23 protein-coding genes and 2 pseudogenes are annotated in these 20,065 nt (G+C 41.0%); 19 read left to right on the top strand and 6 right to left on the bottom strand.

Annotated elements, in window-relative coordinates:
• Positions 1–32: 32 nt before the first annotated feature.
• Entirely contained in the window at positions 33–887 is an 855-nt protein-coding gene (locus MK480_RS09155; protein WP_268707564.1) for a VOC family protein, read from the top strand.
• A gap of 106 nt (positions 888–993) precedes the next feature.
• The gene (locus MK480_RS09150) at positions 994–1,551 is read left to right on the top strand and encodes a sugar O-acetyltransferase (RefSeq protein ID WP_268707563.1); all 558 of its coding nucleotides are present in this window, start codon (positions 994–996) and stop codon (positions 1,549–1,551) included.
• A 156-nt stretch (positions 1,552–1,707) separates the two neighbouring features.
• Here MK480_RS09150 and MK480_RS09145 read toward each other — a convergent pair whose 3' ends face one another.
• On the bottom strand, positions 1,708–2,391 hold the full coding sequence (locus tag MK480_RS09145) for a DUF4956 domain-containing protein (RefSeq protein ID WP_084887348.1): 684 nt from the start codon (positions 2,389–2,391) through the stop codon (positions 1,708–1,710).
• Positions 2,384–3,160 (bottom strand): polyphosphate polymerase domain-containing protein, encoded by a 777-nt coding sequence (locus MK480_RS09140; protein ID WP_268707562.1) that lies wholly within the window; start codon positions 3,158–3,160, stop codon positions 2,384–2,386. Before MK480_RS09140 ends, MK480_RS09145 begins: the two co-directional genes overlap by 8 nt.
• 229 nt (positions 3,161–3,389) lie before the next feature.
• On the opposite strand from MK480_RS09140, the gene MK480_RS09135 reads away from it, so the two are divergent.
• Positions 3,390–4,640 (top strand): carbohydrate-binding domain-containing protein, encoded by a 1,251-nt coding sequence (locus tag MK480_RS09135; protein ID WP_268707561.1) that lies wholly within the window; start codon positions 3,390–3,392, stop codon positions 4,638–4,640.
• 249 nt (positions 4,641–4,889) lie between these two features.
• Here the strand turns inward: MK480_RS09135 and MK480_RS09130 are convergent, their stop codons facing one another.
• From MK480_RS09130 to MK480_RS10095, 3 genes and pseudogenes are all read right to left on the bottom strand, one after another.
• Positions 4,890–5,123, bottom strand: coding sequence for a hypothetical protein (locus tag MK480_RS09130; protein ID WP_268707560.1), 234 nt, complete (start codon positions 5,121–5,123; stop codon positions 4,890–4,892).
• The gene (locus tag MK480_RS09125) at positions 5,120–5,317 is read right to left on the bottom strand and encodes a hypothetical protein (protein ID WP_001215751.1); all 198 of its coding nucleotides are present in this window, start codon (positions 5,315–5,317) and stop codon (positions 5,120–5,122) included. Before MK480_RS09125 ends, MK480_RS09130 begins: the two co-directional genes overlap by 4 nt.
• Positions 5,318–5,387: 70 nt before the next feature.
• Positions 5,388–5,510, bottom strand: a pseudogene (locus tag MK480_RS10095) (low temperature requirement protein A); the annotation flags it as partial.
• A 227-nt stretch (positions 5,511–5,737) separates the two neighbouring features.
• Between MK480_RS10095 and MK480_RS09120 the strand changes: the two are divergent.
• From MK480_RS09120 to rpsD, 11 genes are all read left to right on the top strand, one after another.
• A complete protein-coding gene (locus MK480_RS09120) occupies positions 5,738–6,454 on the top strand; it encodes an ABC transporter ATP-binding protein (protein WP_049521319.1) in 717 nt (238 codons plus the stop codon).
• Between the two features lies 1 nt (position 6,455).
• A complete protein-coding gene (locus tag MK480_RS09115; RefSeq protein ID WP_261124800.1) occupies positions 6,456–7,538 on the top strand; it encodes an ABC transporter permease in 1,083 nt (360 codons plus the stop codon).
• A 39-nt stretch (positions 7,539–7,577) separates the two neighbouring features.
• Positions 7,578–8,201, top strand: a complete 624-nt coding sequence (locus tag MK480_RS09110) for a TetR/AcrR family transcriptional regulator (RefSeq protein ID WP_000361928.1) — start codon at positions 7,578–7,580, stop codon at positions 8,199–8,201.
• 272 nt (positions 8,202–8,473) lie between these two features.
• On the top strand, positions 8,474–9,238 hold the full coding sequence (locus MK480_RS09105) for a nucleoside phosphorylase (protein WP_268707559.1): 765 nt from the start codon (positions 8,474–8,476) through the stop codon (positions 9,236–9,238).
• 33 nt (positions 9,239–9,271) lie between these two features.
• Entirely contained in the window at positions 9,272–10,651 is a 1,380-nt protein-coding gene (locus tag MK480_RS09100) for a TrkH family potassium uptake protein (RefSeq protein ID WP_268707558.1), read from the top strand.
• Between the two features lie 13 nt (positions 10,652–10,664).
• Positions 10,665–11,330, top strand: a complete 666-nt coding sequence (locus MK480_RS09095; protein ID WP_261090135.1) for a potassium channel family protein — start codon at positions 10,665–10,667, stop codon at positions 11,328–11,330.
• A gap of 353 nt (positions 11,331–11,683) precedes the next feature.
• Positions 11,684–12,700, top strand: coding sequence for a glycosyltransferase family 2 protein (locus tag MK480_RS09090; protein WP_125443479.1), 1,017 nt, complete (start codon positions 11,684–11,686; stop codon positions 12,698–12,700).
• A 115-nt stretch (positions 12,701–12,815) separates the two neighbouring features.
• A complete protein-coding gene (locus MK480_RS09085; protein ID WP_268707557.1) occupies positions 12,816–14,633 on the top strand; it encodes an SSURE domain-containing protein in 1,818 nt (605 codons plus the stop codon).
• A gap of 123 nt (positions 14,634–14,756) precedes the next feature.
• Positions 14,757–15,452 carry a response regulator transcription factor gene (locus MK480_RS09080; RefSeq protein ID WP_268707556.1) on the top strand — a complete coding sequence of 232 codons (696 nt, stop codon included), beginning with the start codon at positions 14,757–14,759 and terminating at the stop codon, positions 15,450–15,452.
• The gene (locus tag MK480_RS09075; RefSeq protein ID WP_268707555.1) at positions 15,452–16,504 is read left to right on the top strand and encodes a sensor histidine kinase; all 1,053 of its coding nucleotides are present in this window, start codon (positions 15,452–15,454) and stop codon (positions 16,502–16,504) included. The genes MK480_RS09080 and MK480_RS09075 overlap by 1 nt, the downstream gene beginning before the upstream one ends.
• Before the next feature lie 194 nt (positions 16,505–16,698).
• Positions 16,699–17,310 (top strand): 30S ribosomal protein S4, encoded by a 612-nt coding sequence (gene rpsD, locus MK480_RS09070; RefSeq protein WP_000092756.1) that lies wholly within the window; start codon positions 16,699–16,701, stop codon positions 17,308–17,310.
• Between the two features lie 156 nt (positions 17,311–17,466).
• Here the strand turns inward: rpsD and MK480_RS09065 are convergent.
• Positions 17,467–17,703 (bottom strand): annotated as a pseudogene (locus MK480_RS09065) (tyrosine-type recombinase/integrase); the annotation flags it as partial.
• A gap of 482 nt (positions 17,704–18,185) precedes the next feature.
• Here MK480_RS09065 and MK480_RS09060 point away from each other — a divergent pair.
• The 5 genes from MK480_RS09060 (at position 18,186) to MK480_RS09040 (ending at position 19,923) form a co-directional block, all read left to right on the top strand.
• Positions 18,186–18,392 (top strand): hypothetical protein, encoded by a 207-nt coding sequence (locus MK480_RS09060; RefSeq protein WP_261082332.1) that lies wholly within the window; start codon positions 18,186–18,188, stop codon positions 18,390–18,392.
• A gap of 347 nt (positions 18,393–18,739) precedes the next feature.
• The gene (locus MK480_RS09055; RefSeq protein WP_261082329.1) at positions 18,740–19,039 is read left to right on the top strand and encodes a DUF7675 family protein; all 300 of its coding nucleotides are present in this window, start codon (positions 18,740–18,742) and stop codon (positions 19,037–19,039) included.
• 61 nt (positions 19,040–19,100) lie between these two features.
• Positions 19,101–19,370 (top strand): hypothetical protein, encoded by a 270-nt coding sequence (locus tag MK480_RS09050; protein ID WP_125420735.1) that lies wholly within the window; start codon positions 19,101–19,103, stop codon positions 19,368–19,370.
• Between the two features lie 44 nt (positions 19,371–19,414).
• Positions 19,415–19,657 (top strand): hypothetical protein, encoded by a 243-nt coding sequence (locus MK480_RS09045; RefSeq protein WP_261078066.1) that lies wholly within the window; start codon positions 19,415–19,417, stop codon positions 19,655–19,657.
• A gap of 38 nt (positions 19,658–19,695) precedes the next feature.
• On the top strand, positions 19,696–19,923 hold the full coding sequence (locus MK480_RS09040) for a 16S rRNA processing protein RimM (protein WP_261078067.1): 228 nt from the start codon (positions 19,696–19,698) through the stop codon (positions 19,921–19,923).
• Positions 19,924–20,065: the final 142 nt, after the last annotated feature.

The following is a 20,065-nucleotide window of genomic DNA, read 5'->3' as shown; positions in this document are numbered from 1 at the left end:
AAATTGATTACAATAGAGAAAGAGGACCATTTATGACCTATGAATACAAGAGCCACATTTATTTGGCAGAGGCAGTTTTAAATGTGAAGGACTTAGAGAGTCAAACAGCCTTTTATCAGCAGATTATTGGTTTAGAAATCTTATCTCAGACTGAGACAGAGGCTATTCTGGGACTTGGTGGAAAAGCCTTGGTACACTTGATTCAAGTACAAGAGAGCGGAGAAGTAAGGGAACATTATGGTCTTTACCATCTGGCTATTCTTTTACCGACACGAAAGGCTTTGGCTGATGTCTTGAAACACTTGACAGATTTACAGATTCCTCTTGTTGGCGGTGCAGATCACGGTTACAGTGAGGCTCTTTACTTGGAGGATTTGGAGGGGAATGGCATCGAGCTCTATCGAGATAAGCCGGTTTCCACATGGGATATTCGAGAAGACGGTCGTATTATAGGGGTCACTGAGCCCCTTGCGACGCAGAATATCTATGAGTTGGGGGACAGAGTAGAGCCTTTCATTCTTGCCGAGGGTACGAGAATGGGGCATATTCATCTGTCCGTCAAGGATAGTCGAAAGTCCAGCCAGTTTTATCAAAAGGTGTTAGGACTAGAGGATAAATTCAGTGTACCTAGTGCTAGTTGGATTGCAGATGGAGACTACCATCATCATTTAGCAGTCAATGAATGGGGAGGAAAAGGTCTGGCTCCGCGTAAGCAAGACTTGCCAGGTTTGGCCTACTATGTCATTGAAGTCGCTCGTAAAGAAGAGCTGTTAGCGATTGCGCAACGAGCACAAGAAGTTAATGCACCAATCAAGTGGCTGACATCTAGCCAGTTGGAAATCACAGACCCAGATGGAATCGTGACCCGTATTCGTTTAGTGAGATAGATAGTATATGATGAAAATCAGAGCATAAACTGTAGAAAGTACCCCTTATCCTAGTCAGACACGTAGAAAATTTGATATGATAGTAGGGAACAAGGAGAAGAATACAATGACCAGTGAATACCAGAAAATGATAGCGGGAGAGGTTTACCGTCCATCGGACCCAGAATTGAGGGCCTTGGCTCAGGCTTCTCGCCAAAAACAGTCTGCCTTTAACAAGGAAGAAGATCCCTTAAAGGGAGCCGAAATCATCAAGGCTTGGTTTGGGTCAACCGGACAAAATCTTTATGTTAATCCACGCCTGGTGGTCGATTATGGAGTCAATATCCATATAGGGAAAAATTTTTATTCTAATTGGAACTTGACCATGCTGGATGTTTGTCCAATTCGCATCGGGGACAATGCTATGATTGGTCCCAACTGTCAGTTCTTGACTCCCCTCCATCCATTGGACCCGCAGGAACGTAATTCAGGTGTGGAATACGGAAAGCCCATTACCATCGGTGACAATTTCTGGGCTGGAGGTGGCGTCATTGTCCTTCCTGGAGTGACACTTGGAAATAATGTCGTTGCTGGAGCAGGGGCTGTAATCACTAAGTCATTTGGCGACAATGTTGTCCTAGCTGGTAATCCTGCACGCGTGATGAAGGAGATACCTGTGAAATAAAGAGATTGGTAAAAAAGTTTTTAAGATAAGAAAAAAGCATCATATCAACGTTTTTTAAACATTTGATATGATGTCTTTTATCATAAATCAGATTGACTTTTTCTTCTTACTATTGAGTGTTTACCTGGATTCTTTTTAGATTTTACGCAAGAAGTTCTATAAATTCTTTCTCTTCTTGGCATTCTTGGTCAGGGAAACCTGGTAAGTATCCTGTTCTTTAGTGAGATAATTGATGATTTGAAAATCGTCTGTTTGAGCCTTGAAATCCATTTCATAGACAGTGGTGACTTGTTCTCCATCATTGCTAGTATCAATCGAGATGAGGTCTAACTCAGTACAGAATTGTGATAGTCCAGATTGGATAGTTTGAAGTTGATTTTCTTGGTTCGCAATTGTGATGGTCAATAGCCTGCGACGTTGGTGATTGCTCTTGCTTTGTTGCTTCTCTAAAAGAAGCCATACCGCTAAGATAAAGACAGTGAAGAGAATAGCTAGAGCTAGGTAGCCTGTCCCTGCTGCTAGCCCGATAATCATGGCAAGGAAGATAGCAATTAGTTCCCGTGAACCACTGGTAGCTGAACGAAAACGAATGAGGCTAAAAGTTCCTGCAACGGCGATAGAGGTTCCTAGGCTGCCATTTACCAGAAAGATGACCAAGGTCATCAAGCAGGGGAGTAGGGTCAAACTGACAGCGAATTCTCGTGTATAGAGAGTACGGTGTTTGTAAGCCCAGGTCAGCGCCAAACCTAAAATCAGGCTGACCAAGAGAGCCAGAAAGAGCTGGATAGGATTTGCAGTGGCAGTTGTGTCGTTGAAGATAGAATTAAAAAGATTAGACATAAGTAGTACCTACACTTTCTGTGCTTGGTCGTGGGCTATAGTCCAGCCCTTGAGACTTGTGGTAGGCGCAGCTGTATTTTGAAAATTTCTGCTCTACCAGTCCATATTGGTCGAGAATATCTTGTAGCCATTGGGGTTTTCTACCTGGAGCTTTAATTTCCATGATGACAATGTCCTCGTTTAGTAGAGGGAAACCGTCCTTTCCTGAGAATAAACTGACATTATCATCACGATAGGTTAGATTTTGGTCAATGGTGATACGAATTTTATTGTAGGGAAATTCGCTAATCTCTTTCTTTTCCTTGAGAGAAAAACGGTCGTAGTAAATATACATACGAGGGATAATTGCTTGCTGATATTCCTCTTGGAGTTGCTGAATTTTTTCAATCATCATTCGGTCCTTGATACTGCTATCCAGCTGTCCCTTGGTCATAAACTGGGTGATAGACTGGGGAGTCGATAAGAGACGATGTTTTCGTCCGACACCAGCTCTGTCCTTAGATTTGATTTCTAAAAATACCTGACTATCAGGCTGGACTTGACTGAGATAGGTTCGCATCCGAATCTTTTCTTTACGCTTAGTACCTTGGCCATCCTCCTGAATCATATCAAATTGCTCTGTATCAAAGTAGATGTTGGAAATGGTCGAAGTTGGATAATCATCCTCGACGAGGTATATTTTTAAGTCCTCTATTAAATTAGCCAAGTCAGCTTTGGCAACGACATATTTGGTTTCAATTCGTTTAAAGCTTGTTTCAATTGGTTTCATAAATCCTGTCTCCTTTATCAAACTATTTCAGTACACTATCTTATTAGCAGATAGGTGTGTCTGGGCAAGTTGAACTTGCTTGTAATTAGTCTATGGAATTTTCCTAAAACTTTTGTTAAAGATAACTTAATTGAAACTGAACTTAAGAAAACTTTCAGAAAAAGTTTAGATTTTTTTCAGACTTACCCTGTAAACTAAGGTCAAGCTAAAGGAAGGCGAGGAAAAAAGTATGAAATCAAAAAAATGGACTCTAATCTTAACCAGTTTAACAGCTTTGACCTTGATGACAGCTTGTGGGCAGTCAACGACCAAGTCAAGTACGACTGCAGCGGCAGATACTACTGCCATCACAACTTCAGCTACAAACAGTCAATCTTCTTATTTTACAGAAAAGGACTATGATACTTCTTATGATGAAAGTACAGCTTCTAAGATTGAGTTATCTGGCTCATCAGCAAACGTCTCTGGAGATGGGGTGACAGTATCTGGTTCAACAGTGACCATCACAAAATCTGGGACCTATGTGATTTCAGGCCAGTCTGACGGAGTGCAGATCAAGGTCGAGGCAGATAAGTCGGCAGATGTTCATCTTGTCTTAAAAGGTGCGACAATGACCAATAGCAATGCAGCAATTTCTGCGAAATCAGCCGGTCATGTCTACCTGACTCTGGCAGAGGGAACCACCAATAGTCTCTCAGACTCAAGCTCTAACAGTGATGAAAAGGCAAATGCGGCTCTCTTTTCTAAGGTTGATTTGACCATCAATGGCTCAGGAACTTTCAATGTAGATGGCAAGAAAAGCAATGCCATCAAGGCAAATGACACCCTCCATATCACGGGTGGAACCTTTAACATCACATCAGTTGGCGATGCCTTTAATATCAATGATGAACTCAACATCACTGGTACGACTATGACCATCGATGCCAAGGAAGATGGTGTTAAAGTTGATAATGATGACGATATGACTGTCGGCAATATGTATTTGGCGAACAATACCATAACAGTCACAGCAGGGGATGACGGCATTCACGCTTCTGGCAACCTAGTGATTGATAGCGGTACTTACACAGTCAAGAATTCGACTGAAGGAATTGAAGGAAAAGGCATTACGATTAATGGTGGCGATATCAATGTCTACTCGACAGATGATGGTGTGAATGCAGCTAATAAAAATGCCCAGCAAAGTGATATTTACTTTACCATGACAGGTGGTAATCTAACTGTAGAAGTTGGTCAAGGGGACACAGACCCAATCGACTCAAACGGAAATATCACGGTTACAGGTGGAACTATTAAATTAATAGGACAATCAGGCTTTGACTTTGATGGAACAGCAACTTACACAGGTGGGGATATTTACATTAACGGCGAAAAACAAACTGATATTGTCAATTCTATGCCTGGAGGCGGTGGACCAAATGGAGGACCTCAAGGAAATGGAGGTTCTGGCGGTCCAGCCCCTGGTGGACAAGGATAAACAAAAAAGGATAGCATTCAATTAGAATGGCTATCTTTTTATATGGGTAATAGATTGATATATTACGAGTGATTTTACAATTGTAGCTTTCAAGAGCTAAATTGTTCAGTCATCCGTTTTTGTTTACTTAAATTTCTTGAATTTTAAGAAGGTATTGAGTAGTTTTCCCTTAAATGTTTTGTTTTGGTAGGCGATTGTGAGGGAATTGAAAAATTCAACTGCTAGGTGTTCTTGGTGACCGAGCTCCATCTAGCTTGGGGTTGCTTCTGGGGAAAAGACGCCTAATTTGATACGGAGTCCACCTTTTTTCATCTTGAACTGATGCATACCATACATCTTGATATCAAGGCTTGGATCGGACATGAGAGTAGCAGTATCACCTGCCATAGAAATTTTTGTATCGGCATCCGGAACGACTGTTTTTTCAACATCTAGACTGATAAAGATTTTTTGATAAGTTGGTTGACCGTACTCTCCAATCAACTCCTCACTTCCTGTCCACCGTGAACTCCAGCAAATACAAAATGTTCAGGGTGAATTTTAAAAGGAAGTGCTTGGTCACCCATTTTATTTAGTCCTTGGTTGAAGGCGAAGAAATCTCTCAAAGTAAATCCATCCACGTAAGCAGCTTGTAGGTTACGTCCCTTAACCGAATTCTTAGAAATGCCATGCCGCATTTGGTTTGATTCTGCTAGACGGTCAGCGTAGAGTTCGAGGATTTTTTGACTTCCAAGGGCTAATTTGGTTTCAATTAGGTCTTGAAAATTTCTTAGTCTGTTTCATATAAAAATGAGTAAAATGAATTCCCATTACCAAGGTCATTAGAGTTGCGATAGCAATGACGATGGTTGGATTAGCCGAGAAAAGTAGAGGGGAAATAGGCCTTTAAAAAGTGGACAGAAAAGACCATTTCGGAGTATAGAGAGGAAGTTCAAAAACATTTTTAGAAATAAGACATGTGCATTATAAACATCAGATACGAATCTGGTGCTTTATTTTTTAAAGAATTTCAACTTTTTTCTTGACAAGTGAGTAAACACTCACTATAATAGGTCTATATTCAGTAAGTGAGTAAACACTCACCTAGGAGGAAGCATATGAAAAAATTGCTACATTTACAAGATTTGGATAAGTCTTTTTGTCGTCAAATGGTTTTGAATCATGTCAGCTTTGAATTGCAGCCGGGAGAAATTATAGGCTTAATAGGTCCGTCTGGTGCTGGTAAATCGACTATGATTAAGACTATGTTAGGGATGGAAAAAGCTGATGGAGGGGTTGCTTTGGTATTGGATCATACTATGCCCAATCGTCATATTTTAGTAGATATTGGTTATATGGCCCAGTCAGATGCCTTATATGAGGCTTTGTCAGGTCAAGAAAATCTGGAATTTTTTGGTCAGCTAAAAGGGCTATCCAAAAGAGATCTGACAGCTGAAATTGCCCATGTGGCTCAAGTTGTGGATCTGACAGAGCATTTGAATAAAACGGTATCCGGTTATTCTGGAGGAATGAAGCGACGCTTGTCTTTAGCCATCGCGCTTCTGGGGAATCCTCAGCTCTTGATTTTGGACGAACCGACAGTTGGAATCGACCCTTCTCTTCGGAAGAAAATCTGGAAAGAATTATTCGCGCTTAGAGACAATGGGGTTGGGATATTAGTTACTACCCATGTTATGGATGAAGCAGAGTTAACGGATAAGGTCGGCTTATTATTAGGTGGAAAAATCATTGCTTTTGATACACCGCAACACTTAAAAGAAAGTTATCAAGTTTCAAGTATTGAAGAAGTATTTTTGAAAGCAGAAGGAGAGTAAGATGAGAACCATTGCTATTGCTAAAAAAGTTATCAAAGAATTGCTTCGTGACAAACGAACCTTGGCTATGATGTTTGTAGCGCCGGTATTTATTATGTGGCTGATGAACCTCATGTTTTCAGCTAGTACAACCGTGAATGTCAAGTTAGCGACACAAGATCTACCAACTGGTTTGATAACGAAAATGGATGAGCTTGATCATGTGGACATCGAGACTTATCAAGACTTAGATCAGGCCAAAGAAGCGCTAGCAAATGAAAAAGTCGATGCTGTGATTTCTTATAAAGACGGTGAGTATCAGGTCGACTACGCAAATACAGATGCCTCCAAGACATCTATGATACGACAAGTGTTACGAACAAGTATCGCCAGTGAAGGCACCGATCAGTTACTATCTCGTATCAAACAAGCTCTTCCACAATTGAAATTAGATGCAAAGGCGCCTGAAATCAAAGAATCTTACCAATATGGAGATAAAAATACTGGATTCTTTGCACGTATGATTCCAATTTTAATTGGCTTTGTGGTCTTCTTCTTTGTCTTTTTGATTTCTGGTATGGCACTTTTGAAAGAGCGCACAAGTGGAACCTTGGATCGCTTGTTAGCAACCCCAGTGAAACGTTCTGAAATTGTCTATGGCTATATGTTGTCTTACGGTATTATTGCGATTTTTCAAACGGCAGTTGTCGTCTTAGCAGCAATTTGGCTACTAGATGTAGAAGTTGTAGGAAATATTTTAAATGTTATAATAGTTAATGTGGTACTGGCTCTTGTAGCACTAGCTTTTGGAATTCTCTTGTCTACTCTAGCAAAATCAGAATTCCAAATGATGCAATTTATTCCTCTCGTGATTATGCCTCAACTCTTTTTCTCAGGGATTATTCCATTGTCATCCATGGGAGCATGGGCTCCAACTGTGGGGAAATTTTTGCCATTAACCTATTCTGGTGATGCAATAAGCCATATTATTCTTTACGGACACAATCTTGGTGATATTTTGCCAAATCTTGGTGTTTTAATGATTTTCTTGATCATTTTAACAATTCTCAATATTGTTGGATTGCGTCGTTATCGTAAAGTTTAGAAATCAACATAAATAATGCTAAAAAGGTGTGAAGATTAGATGGATAAGACTGTTTTTGAATCGTTTGAAGATTACTTAGAAGAAGCGAATTACCCTCAAGGAAAGAAAAAAATCATGCAGGCAGCAGTGGATCTCATATCAACTAGGAGTTACCATGGGACCTCAACTCTTCACATAGCTGAGCGTGCTGGACTAAGCCAGGCAACTTTGTTTAAGTATTTTAAGACGAAGGATGATCTACTGACGGCTATTTTACATCCTGTAGTCCCAGGCATTTTCGGTAGTTTTGTTGAGGAACTCTTAGCTTTTGAAACGACAGAAGAGAGGGTTCGTTATCTCGTCCACGATCGTATGAGCTATCTCAAAAAAAATCGTGCTTTGATGAAAATCATTCTGCAGGAGAGTTTTTCAAATAAGAAACTAAAAAATGAACAGATTTTTATCTGGAATGCTATTCAAGATAAACTTCGAGTGCTTCATAAAGAATTGCTAGCAGATCCACGTGTAAATCCAGAGTTAACGATTCCTCAAATGGTTCGTATTTGTGTTGGTCCATTGTTGGCTTACTTCGCTCAACTTTATATCGTTAGCGACAACGGAGAAATAAAGGAAGAGGACCTAGACTTATTAGAAAAACAGATTTTAGGTGGTTTGTGGAAATAAGGGAGTTCTAGAAGAGCTAAGATTTATTTACTTGACTTTCAAACAAGCTAAAAAAGACATGTTCTGCTTATTTCAGATTCATGTCTTTTTTGTTGTTGGATTTTGTATTCTTCATAAGTCCTCAATCGCTTTGCCAAAACAGAAACCGACTTCTCCAGCGGTGCAACGATTTCTCAAGTGTATGGAAGAGGAGATTTCTGGATTGCTAAAGAGAATTCCTTGACACTCTGCCAGCTTTTGATACAATAGTACAAAATCAGAGGAGGTGGGTTATGATTCAGAAACATGCGATTCCCATTTTAGAGTTTGATGACAATCCTCAGGCGGTTATCATGCCCAATCACGAGGGGCTGGACTTGCACTTGCCCAAGAAGTGTGTCTATGCTTTTTTAGGTGAGGAGATTGACCGCTATGCGAGGGAAGTAGGGGCGGACTGTGTCGGCGAATTCGTTTCTGCCACCAAGACATACCCAGTATACGTCATCAACTACAAAGGCGAGGAAATCTGTCTGGCTCAGGCTCCTGTCGGTTCAGCTCCAGCAGCCCAGTTTATGGATTGGTTGATTGGCTATGGTGTAGAGAAGATTATTTCTACAGGTACCTGTGGTGTGTTGGCTGATATAGAGGAAAATGCCTTTCTAGTCCCTGTTCACGCTCTGCGAGATGAAGGAGCTAGTTATCACTATGTGGCGCCTTCTCGTTATATGGAAATTCAGGAAGAGGCTATTGCTGCTATTGAGAGAGTGTTGGATGATAGAGAGATTCCTTATGAAGAAGTCATGACCTGGACGACAGATGGTTTTTACCGAGAAACGGCTGAAAAGGTGGCTTATCGCAAGGAAGAAGGCTGTGCTGTTGTGGAGATGGAGTGTTCTGCGCTTGCAGCAGTAGCCCAACTGCGTGGGGCTCTCTGGGGAGAATTGTTGTTCACAGCTGATTCTTTAGCAGACTTGGACCAGTACGATAGTCGTGACTGGGGTTCAGAAGCTTTCGAGAAGGCCTTGGAACTCTGCCTTGAGATTGCCTTTCAGATCTAGCTACTCTTCTTCTTTTTATGGTACAATGGATGTATGTTATTCAAATTATTTGTGAAAAAACTTGAAAGGGTCTTTGGCGGACTTTCGCCTGCTCGTCGCATTTTTTTAAGTTTCGCTGGAGTTATTTTTATAGGTTCTCTTCTTTTGAGTTTGCCTTTTGTTCAGGCAAGTGGTTCTCAGGCCACTTATTTTGACCATCTTTTTACGACGGTGTCCATGGTCTGTGTGACTGGCCTTTTTACGCAACCAGTGGCTACTACCTATAATGTCTGGGGGCAGTTGATCTGTATGCTCTTGATACAGATCGGTGGTCTGGGACTCATGACTTTTATCGGGGTCTTTTATATTCAGGGGAAGCAAAAGCTCAGTCTTCGCAGTCGTGAAACCATTCAGGAGAGCTTCAGTTACGGGGAGGCTCGGTCGCTGAAGGCCTTTATGCGCTCCATCTTTTTGACGACTTTTCTAGTGGAGGGCTTGGGTGCCTTTCTACTAAGTTTCCGTTTTATTCCTGAGTTCGGCTGGGGACGAGGCATTTTCACCTCTATCTTTTTAGCCATTTCAGCCTTTTGTAATGCTGGTTTTGATAATTTCGGCAGTAGCAGTTTAGTGGCTTTTCAGACGGATCCCTTAATCAATCTGGTTATTGCTGGCTTGATTATCACAGGTGGTCTTGGCTTTATGGTCTGGTTTGACTTGGCAACCCAGTTTGACAAGAAGAAAAAACGCCGTCTGCGTTTCCACACCAAACTAGTCCTCTTCTTGACTGCAGGGATTTTGCTGTTTGGGACAGTATCCACACTCTTTACGGAGTGGCACAATCCAGGAACCATTGGCAATCTCAGTGTGCCAGAGAAAGTGCTGGTCAGCTTTTTCCAAACCGTCAGCATGAGAACGGCCGGTTTTGCTTCTATTGATTACACCCAAGCTCGGCCTGTGACCTTGTTTATTTATATCCTACAGATGTTTCTGGGTGGAGCGCCTGGAGGGACGGCTGGGGGGCTTAAGATTACGACTTTCTTTGTCTTGTTGGTTTTTGCGCGTAGTGAATTGCTGGGTTTACCTCATGCCAATGTTGCGCAGAGAACTATTGAGGCTCGAACAGTCCAAAAATCCTTTAGTGTCTTCATTATCTTTTTGATGACCTTCTTGTTAGGCTTGATGTTGTTGGGAATTACGGCAGAAGGAACACCGCGATTTATCTACCTCATGTTTGAGACCATTTCAGCCCTTGCGACAGTTGGGGTAACGGCAAATCTGACGCCAGAATTGGGCAAGTTGGCTCTCAGCATTGTCATGGTGCTCATGTTTATTGGCCGTATCGGTCCCTTGACCTTGCTGGTTAGTCTAGCGGATTACCAGCCGGATAAGAAAGATTTGATTCAGTATATGAAAGCAGATATTAGCATTGGATAAGAAAGGAAGAATGATGTCAGATCGTACGATTGGAATTTTAGGTTTGGGGATTTTCGGGAGTAGTGTCCTGATGGCCCTTGCCAAGCAAGATATGAATATCATTGCCATTGACGACCACGCCGAGCGAATCAATCAATTTGAGCCAGTATTGGCGCGTGGAGTTGTGGGCGATATCACAGACGAGGAACTCCTCAGAACTGCAGGAATTGATACCTGTGATACGGTTGTAGTGGCAACAGGGGAAAATCTGGAGTCGAGTGTGCTTGCAGTTATGCATTGTAAGAGTCTAGGGGTACCAAGGGTTATTGCCAAGGTCAAAAGCCAGACAGCCAAGAAGGTGCTAGAAAAAATCGGTGCTGACTCGGTGATTTCACCTGAGTATGAAATGGGGCAGTCTCTAGCGCAGACCATTCTCTTTCATAACAATGTTGATGTCTTTCAGCTGGATAAAAATGTGTCTATTGTGGAGATGAAAATTCCGAGTGTTTGGGCAGGTCAAAGCCTGAGCCAGCTGGATCTACGTGGCAAATACAATCTCAATGTCCTAGGATTTCGTGAACAAGAAAATTCACCACTGGATGTCCAGTTTGGACCTACTGACCTCTTGAAGGCAGATGCCTATATCTTGGCGGTTATTAACAACCAGTATCTAGATGACTTGGTAGAATTAAATTCGTAAGGAGGGAGCACCCCTCTTTTTTGATGTTCAAAATAGCAAATAGAGATAGTAACCCTTGTATTCTAGTAAAAGTCCTTCAGAAGCTGGACTTTATGGTAGAATAGAAAGAAGTGACAAGAGAGTAATACTCTTCGAAAATCTCTTCAAACCACGTCAACGTCGCCTTGCCGTAGGTATAGGTAACTGACTTCGTCAGTCTTATTCACAACCTCAAAACCGTGTTTTGAGCTGACTTCGTCAGTTCTATCTGCAACCTCAAAGCAGTGCTTTGAGCAACCTGCGGCTAGTTTCCTAGTTTGCTCTTTGATTTTCATTGAGTATAAGAAAAAATCAGTCCCCTAAAGGAGTAGATTATGAAGTTATTGTCTATCGCCATTCCTAGCTATAATGCCGCAGCCTATCTTCATTACTGTGTGGAGTCGCTAGTGATTGGTGGTGAGCAAGTTGAGATTTTGATTATTAATGATGGGTCTCAGGACCAGACTCAGGAAATCGCTGAGCGTTTAGCCAGCAAGTATCCTAACATCGTGAGAGCCATCTATCAGAAAAATAAGGGCCATGGGGGTGCCGTCAATTGCGGCTTAGCGGAGGCTTCTGGTCGTTATTTTAAAGTAGTTGATAGTGATGACTGGGTAGATCCTCGTGCCTATTTAAAAATTCTTGAAACCTTGCAGGAACTAGAGAGTGAGGGGCAGGAAGTTGATGCCTTTGTGACTAATTTTGTATATGAAAAGGAAGGTCAGTCTCGTAAGAAGAGTATGAGTTACGAGTCAGTCTTGCCTGTCCAGAAGATTTTTGGCTGGGATCAGATTGGAAATTTCTCAAAAGGCCAGTATATCATGATGCACTCGCTGATTTACCGGACAGATTTGTTGCGAACGAGCCAGTTCCAATTGCCTGAGCATACCTTTTATGTCGATAATCTCTTTGTCTTTACCCCCCTTCAGCAGGTCAAGACCATGTACTATCTGCCTGTCGATTTCTATCGTTATTTGATTGGGCGTGAGGACCAGTCAGTCAATGAGCAAGTGATGATTAAGCGCATTGACCAGCAACTCAAGGTCAATCGACTCTTGGTAGACCAGCTTGATTTATCTAAAGTAAGCCACCCCAAAATGCGAGAGTATCTGCTGAATCATATTGAAATCACGACGGTGATTTCCAGTGCCTTGCTCAACCGAGCAGGCACAGCAGAGCATCTTGCCAAAAAACGGGAGCTGTGGACCTATATTCAGCAGGAAAATCCAGAGGTCTTTCAGGCCATTCGCAAGACCATGCTCAGCCGTTTGACCAAACATTCAGTCTTGCCAGCTCGCAAACTTTCCAATGTTGTCTATCAAATCACCAAGTCTGTTTATGGATTTAATTAATATAAGTATTTTATAAGAGGGATTTAAGAAAAATTTTAACTTTTTCTTAATCCTTTTTAATTTTAGGAGATTATACTAGAGTCATCAAATAAAGAAAAACTCTAAGGAGAATCCTATGAAATTCAATCCAAATCAAAGATATACTCGTTGGTCTATTCGCCGTCTTAGTGTCGGTGTTGCCTCAGTTGTTGTGGCTAGTGGCTTCTTTATCCTAGTTGGTCAGCCAAGTTCTGTACGTGCCGATGTGGTCAATCCGACCCCTGCCCAAGTCGTGCCAGACGCTGCTTCGGTGAGTGAAAAGAGCGACTTACCAGCAGAGGTTCTCAAGAAAGCAGTTGATGTAGCTCTTCCTTCAGAACAGGTAGACTCAACACCCAAAGCAAGCTTGGATGCTACAAGCTCTCCAGAAAAAGTGAATGTTGCTGATAAAGACCAAGTGGTAGCGCCAAAAGAAGAAGTACAAGCAAAACCAGAATCTAAGAAAGAAACAGAAGATGCGGTTAAATCTGTGGAAAGTCCTGCAGCTACAGTTGCTGGACAAGACCGTGAAGCAAGTGAAGCGCAGCCAGCAACCACTCCAGCTGAAGTCCAAAAAGGTGTGGCCGACAACACTAAAGACACAGTAGATGTTCCAGCTACTTACTTGGACAAAGCGAACTTCCCAGGCCCATTCACAGCTGGTGTCAATCAAGTTATTCCATACGAATTTTTCGCCGGTGACGGTATGTTGACTCGTCTTATCTTGAAGGCCTCAGACAAGGCTCCATGGTCAGACAACGGTTCAGCTAAAAATCCTGCTCTTCCACCAGTAGAGAAATTGGGCAAAGGCCTTTACTTCTATGAAGTAGACTTGGCAGGAACTCAAGGCAAATCTGACAAAGAACTTCTTGACCTCTTAAAACAAAATGGCACTCAAAGTTACAAGGCAACTATCAAGGTATACGGTGCCAAAGATGGCAAGGCAGACTTGAGCAACCTCGTAGCGACTAAGGATTTGGATGTCAACTTGAATGGCTTGACCACCTCAGCTGAAGTGCAAAAAGGCGTAGCCGACAATACCAAAGATACAGTAGATGTCCCAGCTACTTACTTGGATAAAGCGAACTTCCCAGGCCCATTCACAGCTGGTGTCAATCAAGTTATTCCATACGAATTCTTCGCTGGTGACGGTATGTTAACTCGCCTTATCTTGAAAGCATCCGACAAGGCTCCATGGTCAGATAACGGTTCAGCTAAAAATCCCGCTCTCCCACCAGTGGAAAAATTGGGCAAAGGCCTCTACTTCTACGAAGTGGACTTGGCAGGTACCCAAGGTAAATCAGATAAAGAGCTTCTAGACCTCTTGAAACAAAACGGTACTCAAAGTTATAAAGCTACCATCAAAGTTTACGGTGCCAAAGACGGTAAGGCCGATTTGAGCAACCTCGTAGCGACAAAAGATTTGACAGTAAACTTGAATGGCCAACAGTCTCTGATTCCGATGCAGCCAGGTTTCGTCCCATCTTCTAATGGTTCAGCGATGCCTGCTCCAATGATGAATAGTCATCAAGATGCGTCTAAGATGAACGCTCAAATGCCTAGTGCCAATCAAGATGAGATGAAATCTAAAATGCCAGCTGCTAGTCAGGATAAGATGATACCTAACAAAGAGCAGGATAAAACCATGAATGCTAGCCAGCCTATGGCAACACCAAGCATGAAACAAGACCAAGCTCCAGCACCATCAAGCAAAATGTCTGATGAAGGCAAGATGGCGTCTACTAACAAGGTGTCAAGTCCAATGATGGCTGATCAAATGAAAGACCAAAAAGACATGCTTCCATATACTGGTGAAGCCCAAACATCAATGGCTACTATTGGATTCTTTGGACTCGCCTTGGCCGGCCTGCTAGGTGGACTCGGTTTGAAAGCTAAAAAAGAGGAAAATGACTAGTCTAGCTACAGACTTTCTATCTAGGATATGAAAAATCCGGATATCGTTTAGAATGTTCGTAAAGAGATTAAAATAGTGTTATACTATTGTGGTATAGCACTGTTTTTTTCAAAGGAGAGACAGATGGGAAAGACAATTTTACTCGTTGACGACGAGGTAGAAATCACAGATATTCATCAACGCTATCTGGTTCAGGCAGGATATCAGATTTTGGTGGCTCATGATGGAGTAGAGGCCTTAGAAATCTTCAAGCGAAAACCGATTGATTTGATTATTACAGATATCATGATGCCTCGGATGGATGGTTATGACTTGATTAGCGAGGTCCAGTATCAATCTCCAGATCAGCCTTTTCTCTTTATCACGGCTAAGACCAGTGAGCAGGATAAGATTTACGGCCTAAGCTTGGGGGCAGATGACTTTATCGCCAAGCCCTTTAGTCCACGTGAGCTGGTTTTGCGTGTCCACAATATCTTACGTCGCCTTCATCGTGGAGGTGAGACAGAGGTCGTCAGTCTCGGGGATTTACGGATGAATCACGGTAGTCATGAGGTCCAAGTCGGAGATGTGGCGCTTGATTTGACAGTCAAATCTTTCGAACTTCTATGGCTTTTAGCCAGCAATCCAGAGCGAGTTTTTTCTAAGACAGACCTCTATGAAAAGGTCTGGCAAGAAGACTATGTGGATGACACTAATACCTTGAATGTTCATATTCATGCTCTGCGACAGGAGTTGGCTAAACATGCTAGTGCAGAAACGCCGACCATCAAAACTGTTTGGGGCTTGGGCTACAAAATTGAGAAAGCACGAGGTAGTTAATGAAATTAAAAAGTTATATTTTAGTGGGGTATATCATTTCAACACTCCTAACGATTATCGTGGTTTTTTGGGCTATCCAGCGAATGCTAATTGAAAAAAGTGAGATTTATTTCCTAGTGGGGATGACTCTCATGGCTAGTTTTGTCGGTGCTGGGATTAGTCTCTTTCTCCTATCGCCGGTCTTTACTTCGTTGAGCAAACTTAAGGAACATGCTAAGCGGGTAGCAGACAAGGACTTTCCATCAAATCTGGAGGTTCAAGGCCCTGTAGAATTTCAGCAATTAGGCCAAGCTTTCAATGAAATGTCCCATGATTTGCAGGCCACCTTTGATTCCTTGGAAGAAAGCGAACGAGAAAAGGGCTTGATGATTGCCCAGCTATCGCATGATATCAAGACCCCCATCACTTCGATCCAAGCGACGGTAGAAGGGATTTTGGATGGGGTTATCAAGGAAGGAGAACAGGACCATTATCTAGCAACCATTGGACGCCAGACGGAAAGACTCAATAAACTGGTTGAAGAGTTGAATTTTTTGACCCTAAACACGGCTAAAAATCAGGTGGAAACTACCAGCAAAGACAGCATTTTTCTTGACCAGCTCTTGATTGAGTGCATGAGTGAATTTCAGTTCTTGATTGAGCAGGAGGAGCGAGATGTCCATTTGCAGGTAATCCCAGAGTCTGCTCGGATTGAGGGAGATTATGCCAAGCTTTCTCGTATCTTGGTGAATCTGGTCAATAACGCTTTTAAATACTCTGCTCCAGGAACCAAGCTGGAAGTGGTGGCTAAGCTGGAAAAGAACCAGCTTTCAATCAGTGTGACCGATGAGGGACAGGGGATTGCCCCAGAGGATTTGGAGAATATTTTCAAACGCCTTTATCGTGTCGAAACTTCGCGTAACATGAAAACAGGTGGTCATGGCTTAGGACTTGCTATTGCGCGTGAATTGGCCCATCAATTGGGTGGGGAAATCACAGTCAGCAGCCAGTACGGCATCGGAAGCACCTTTACCCTCGTCCTCAATCTCTCTGACAATGAAAATAAAGCTTAAAACCCCTTTACAAATCTAGCCATTCATGGTAAAATGGATTTTGTGTGAAATATCAGCAGGAAAGCATGAAGCTCGTCAACAGGTGTCTTATGATAAGTAACCTTGGCTGTTTAGGCGAAGGGCATCTGCACGAATCAGGGCTTTCTAAGTGACTATTTCCACCGAAATATTATTTATATCAGGAGGACATTTACATGTCACGTTATACAGGACCATCTTGGAAACAAGCTCGTCGCCTTGGCCTTTCACTTACAGGTACAGGTAAAGAATTGGCACGTCGTAACTACGTACCAGGACAACACGGACCAAACAACCGTTCTAAATTGTCAGAATACGGTTTGCAATTGGCTGAAAAACAAAAACTTCGTTTCACTTACGGTGTAGGTGAAAAACAATTCCGTAACTTGTTCGTACAAGCTACAAAAATCAAAGGCGGAATCCTAGGTTTCAACTTCATGCTTCTTTTGGAACGTCGTTTGGATAACGTTGTTTACCGTCTTGGTCTTGCGACTACTCGTCGTCAAGCTCGTCAATTCGTAAACCACGGTCACATCCTTGTTGACGGAAAACGTGTTGATATTCCATCATACCGTGTAACTCCAGGTCAAGTGATCTCAGTTCGTGAAAAATCATTGAAAGTTCCAGCTATCCTTGAAGCAGTAGAAGCTACTCTTGGACGTCCAGCATTCGTATCATTCGACGCTGAAAAATTGGAAGGTTCATTGACTCGCTTGCCAGAACGCGACGAAATCAACCCAGAAATCAACGAAGCACTTGTCGTTGAATTCTACAACAAAATGTTGTAATATTTTATTGAATCAGATAGGCTTTGGAGCCTTGATATTAAGCACTTTGGGACGCTCTCCCTTAGTGCTTTTTTTGTTTTTACTACCCCTTTAGTTACCCTTAACCAATTTTAGGTATAGTAAGAGGGTAGCCCCAAAATGGGACACCCTTATTATTTATAGATTGCTAATAGCCGATTCAAAGATTGAGACGGCTTTTTTTGCTCCCTCTTTGGTAGCATGGACATAAGTGTTTAAAGTCATAGAGATATTAGAGTGACCTAATCTGTATTGCAAGTCTTTGGCCTCTATGCCAGCATATAGCATGATTGTAGCGTGGGTGTGTCTAAAACCGTGGAAACTAATATCAGGAACGCCAGCATGTTTGAAACGTGTGTTTAAACGAGTTGATAGTGTTTTATTGTTTGGGTATTGAGGAAATAAGAGAAGTTTAAAAGTCTATCATTTTAAATTTGATGTTTACAAAATGATAAGCAGATAAGCAAAGCAATAACTTGCCTTAATTGCTTGCATAATGACAAGGAGATAGGAGAGATAAAAATGTCTCTTAATTCCTTACCAAATAGTATGGAGAATGGACTTGAACCAAGAGCGAATGCCGAGAAAATGCAAAAAAAGCACTTAGAAAAATCTAAGCGCTCAAGAGTAGTGGACGGTGTGCCTGTCCCGTCATCTCATACTATGAAGTTGCGTAGCGACACTATCATTTCTACCTCACTTCTCTTTAAACTAATTATAGCATAAAGGAGTAGCAGCTTGACCACTGACGAAGTAGAAAAGAAGCTAAAAAGCTATCGTAATAGTGTCTTGCTGATTGAATATTAAGATAGGAAAGTTTATAATGAAGTTAAAGTAAAGGAGGTTTCGTTTTAGATATGATGATACCACCAAGCAAAGAGCTGTTGATTTTTTATAATCAAATTCATGAGTGGGTTGACCAAGTTTATCCAGACCAAGATAAATCTTCTGTATCATTTAAGAATGACACTCCACAATCTATTTTAGATTTATTTGATAGTATCAAATATAAAATTGGTTTTGATTACTCAGACCACAAGTGTTGCAATAATAATTATGGATAAGTTAAATATGAAAAATAAGATATGGGCTGTTTATAAAATAACGCATCGTCTTGTTTCTATTACTGTTGAGAATACTGATTTTTCAGATTTGAAAATCAATCATTTTGTTAGAATTGGAGAAAAAGAGTATAGGGTACATAGTGTCCCTATGATTTGTTTAACTCCACCTAAATCTATCTTTAGCTTAGATACTTTTACAATCGATTACACAGAGGACGACTTGATGAATAAAGTGGTGGTATTTAGGAGGTCGAATAGCGAATCTTAACGGATCAATTAGAAATTGTAGCAAGAATCTGGTCGTTTTAATAAAAGACATATAAGAAATGATAGGAAAAATCAGAATAATGACAGATTTTAATGAGAATGGATGCGATGATTTAGAGTTGCTAGATGGGATGTGTGACACCGTTACAGCAGAATCTTTTCTTGAAGGATATAGTGATTTTTACAAAGAGACTGAAGAGTTAAAAATATGGTGGATTGATAAAATAGATTCCATAGGAGAACATCTATTTAGCTTTGATCGGAAAAAAATTTATAATTTATTTGAGGACTATCCTTATAATATGACTGAAGAAGAGGTTGAAATTTTTGATAGTGAAAATCCTTTTTGGAGAGATTTTTTCTACGACAGGAAATTATAAGTAATCCATTTATATTTGGCTTTTTAGAGATAGGGCTAATAGAAAATAGAGGTATTTAAAGATGATTAAAATTTCAATTAGTTTGTTACTAGATGCAATTGAAGATAACATCAACGACGAAGAGCTTCAATCTATCGATTTCGAGAGTCATATTAGAAAAATTACAAAAGAATTTAAGGGAGAAAATGGTGAATTCTTAGTAAAAGAAGAAGCGTTTGAAACACTACCTTTAGACAGAGATAAAAAGGATAAAATCATTGAGCAAATAAAACAAAATAGTCAAAATGTTTTCGAAGATGATTTTGACACGTTGTTGCAATTATATTTTTGAGAATCAAGAATAATTCCAGTGCCTTATTTTATACTAAATAGAAAATGACAAAGATTGATAAACAAATTATTACGATGTACAAAATAGAAGATGGCTCGTCTAAGAGGCAGTATTCTATTGTGAGTGGAAGTTGTAGAGGAATTGCAATTATCGATAAAACAACTTTGGAATATAGCTATGTTGGAGATGATTTAGGACAATTTTCTTCGTTTGTCAAAGATACTTTGAATAAAAGTATTCAGTTAGGAAAAGAGTTGCCGGATAAATTTTCGTATGGCTTTGGATAAGTTGCGGAATATCTTATATAGGAGAATCAAGATATATTATGGCAATATTTGATGATTTACGAGCATTGTATGACAATGGTTGGGACGCTTCTTTTGATTATAAGGGTCAAGCATGTGGTATTTTTCCTAATTCTGTTTATGACATTGTAGTCGTACTTGGAGATAATGAATATAAAGTAGTATCTTTTGATGAGTTAATTTCTTTACAGATTAACGGGAAAACTTTGCTGGAAATCATGAGTGAGGTTGAAGTGCAATATGGTTGAAGGACACTAGAGAAAAAGATAGACAATAAATTCAGATGCACAGATTGAAAGTTGAGAAAAAAGTGCTACAATGAAGATATGAAGGATAGAGGTTGAGAATCTGTCACCAACGCGCCACTTATAAGTGGGTCGAGAAATGCAG

The sequence above is a fragment of the Streptococcus mitis genome, from assembly GCF_026782895.1.
GTDB classification, from domain to species: Bacteria; Bacillota; Bacilli; order Lactobacillales; family Streptococcaceae; genus Streptococcus; species Streptococcus mitis_CB.
The sequence above is the reverse complement of the archived record's forward strand: the minus strand, read 5'-3'. Positions and strand labels throughout refer to the sequence as shown.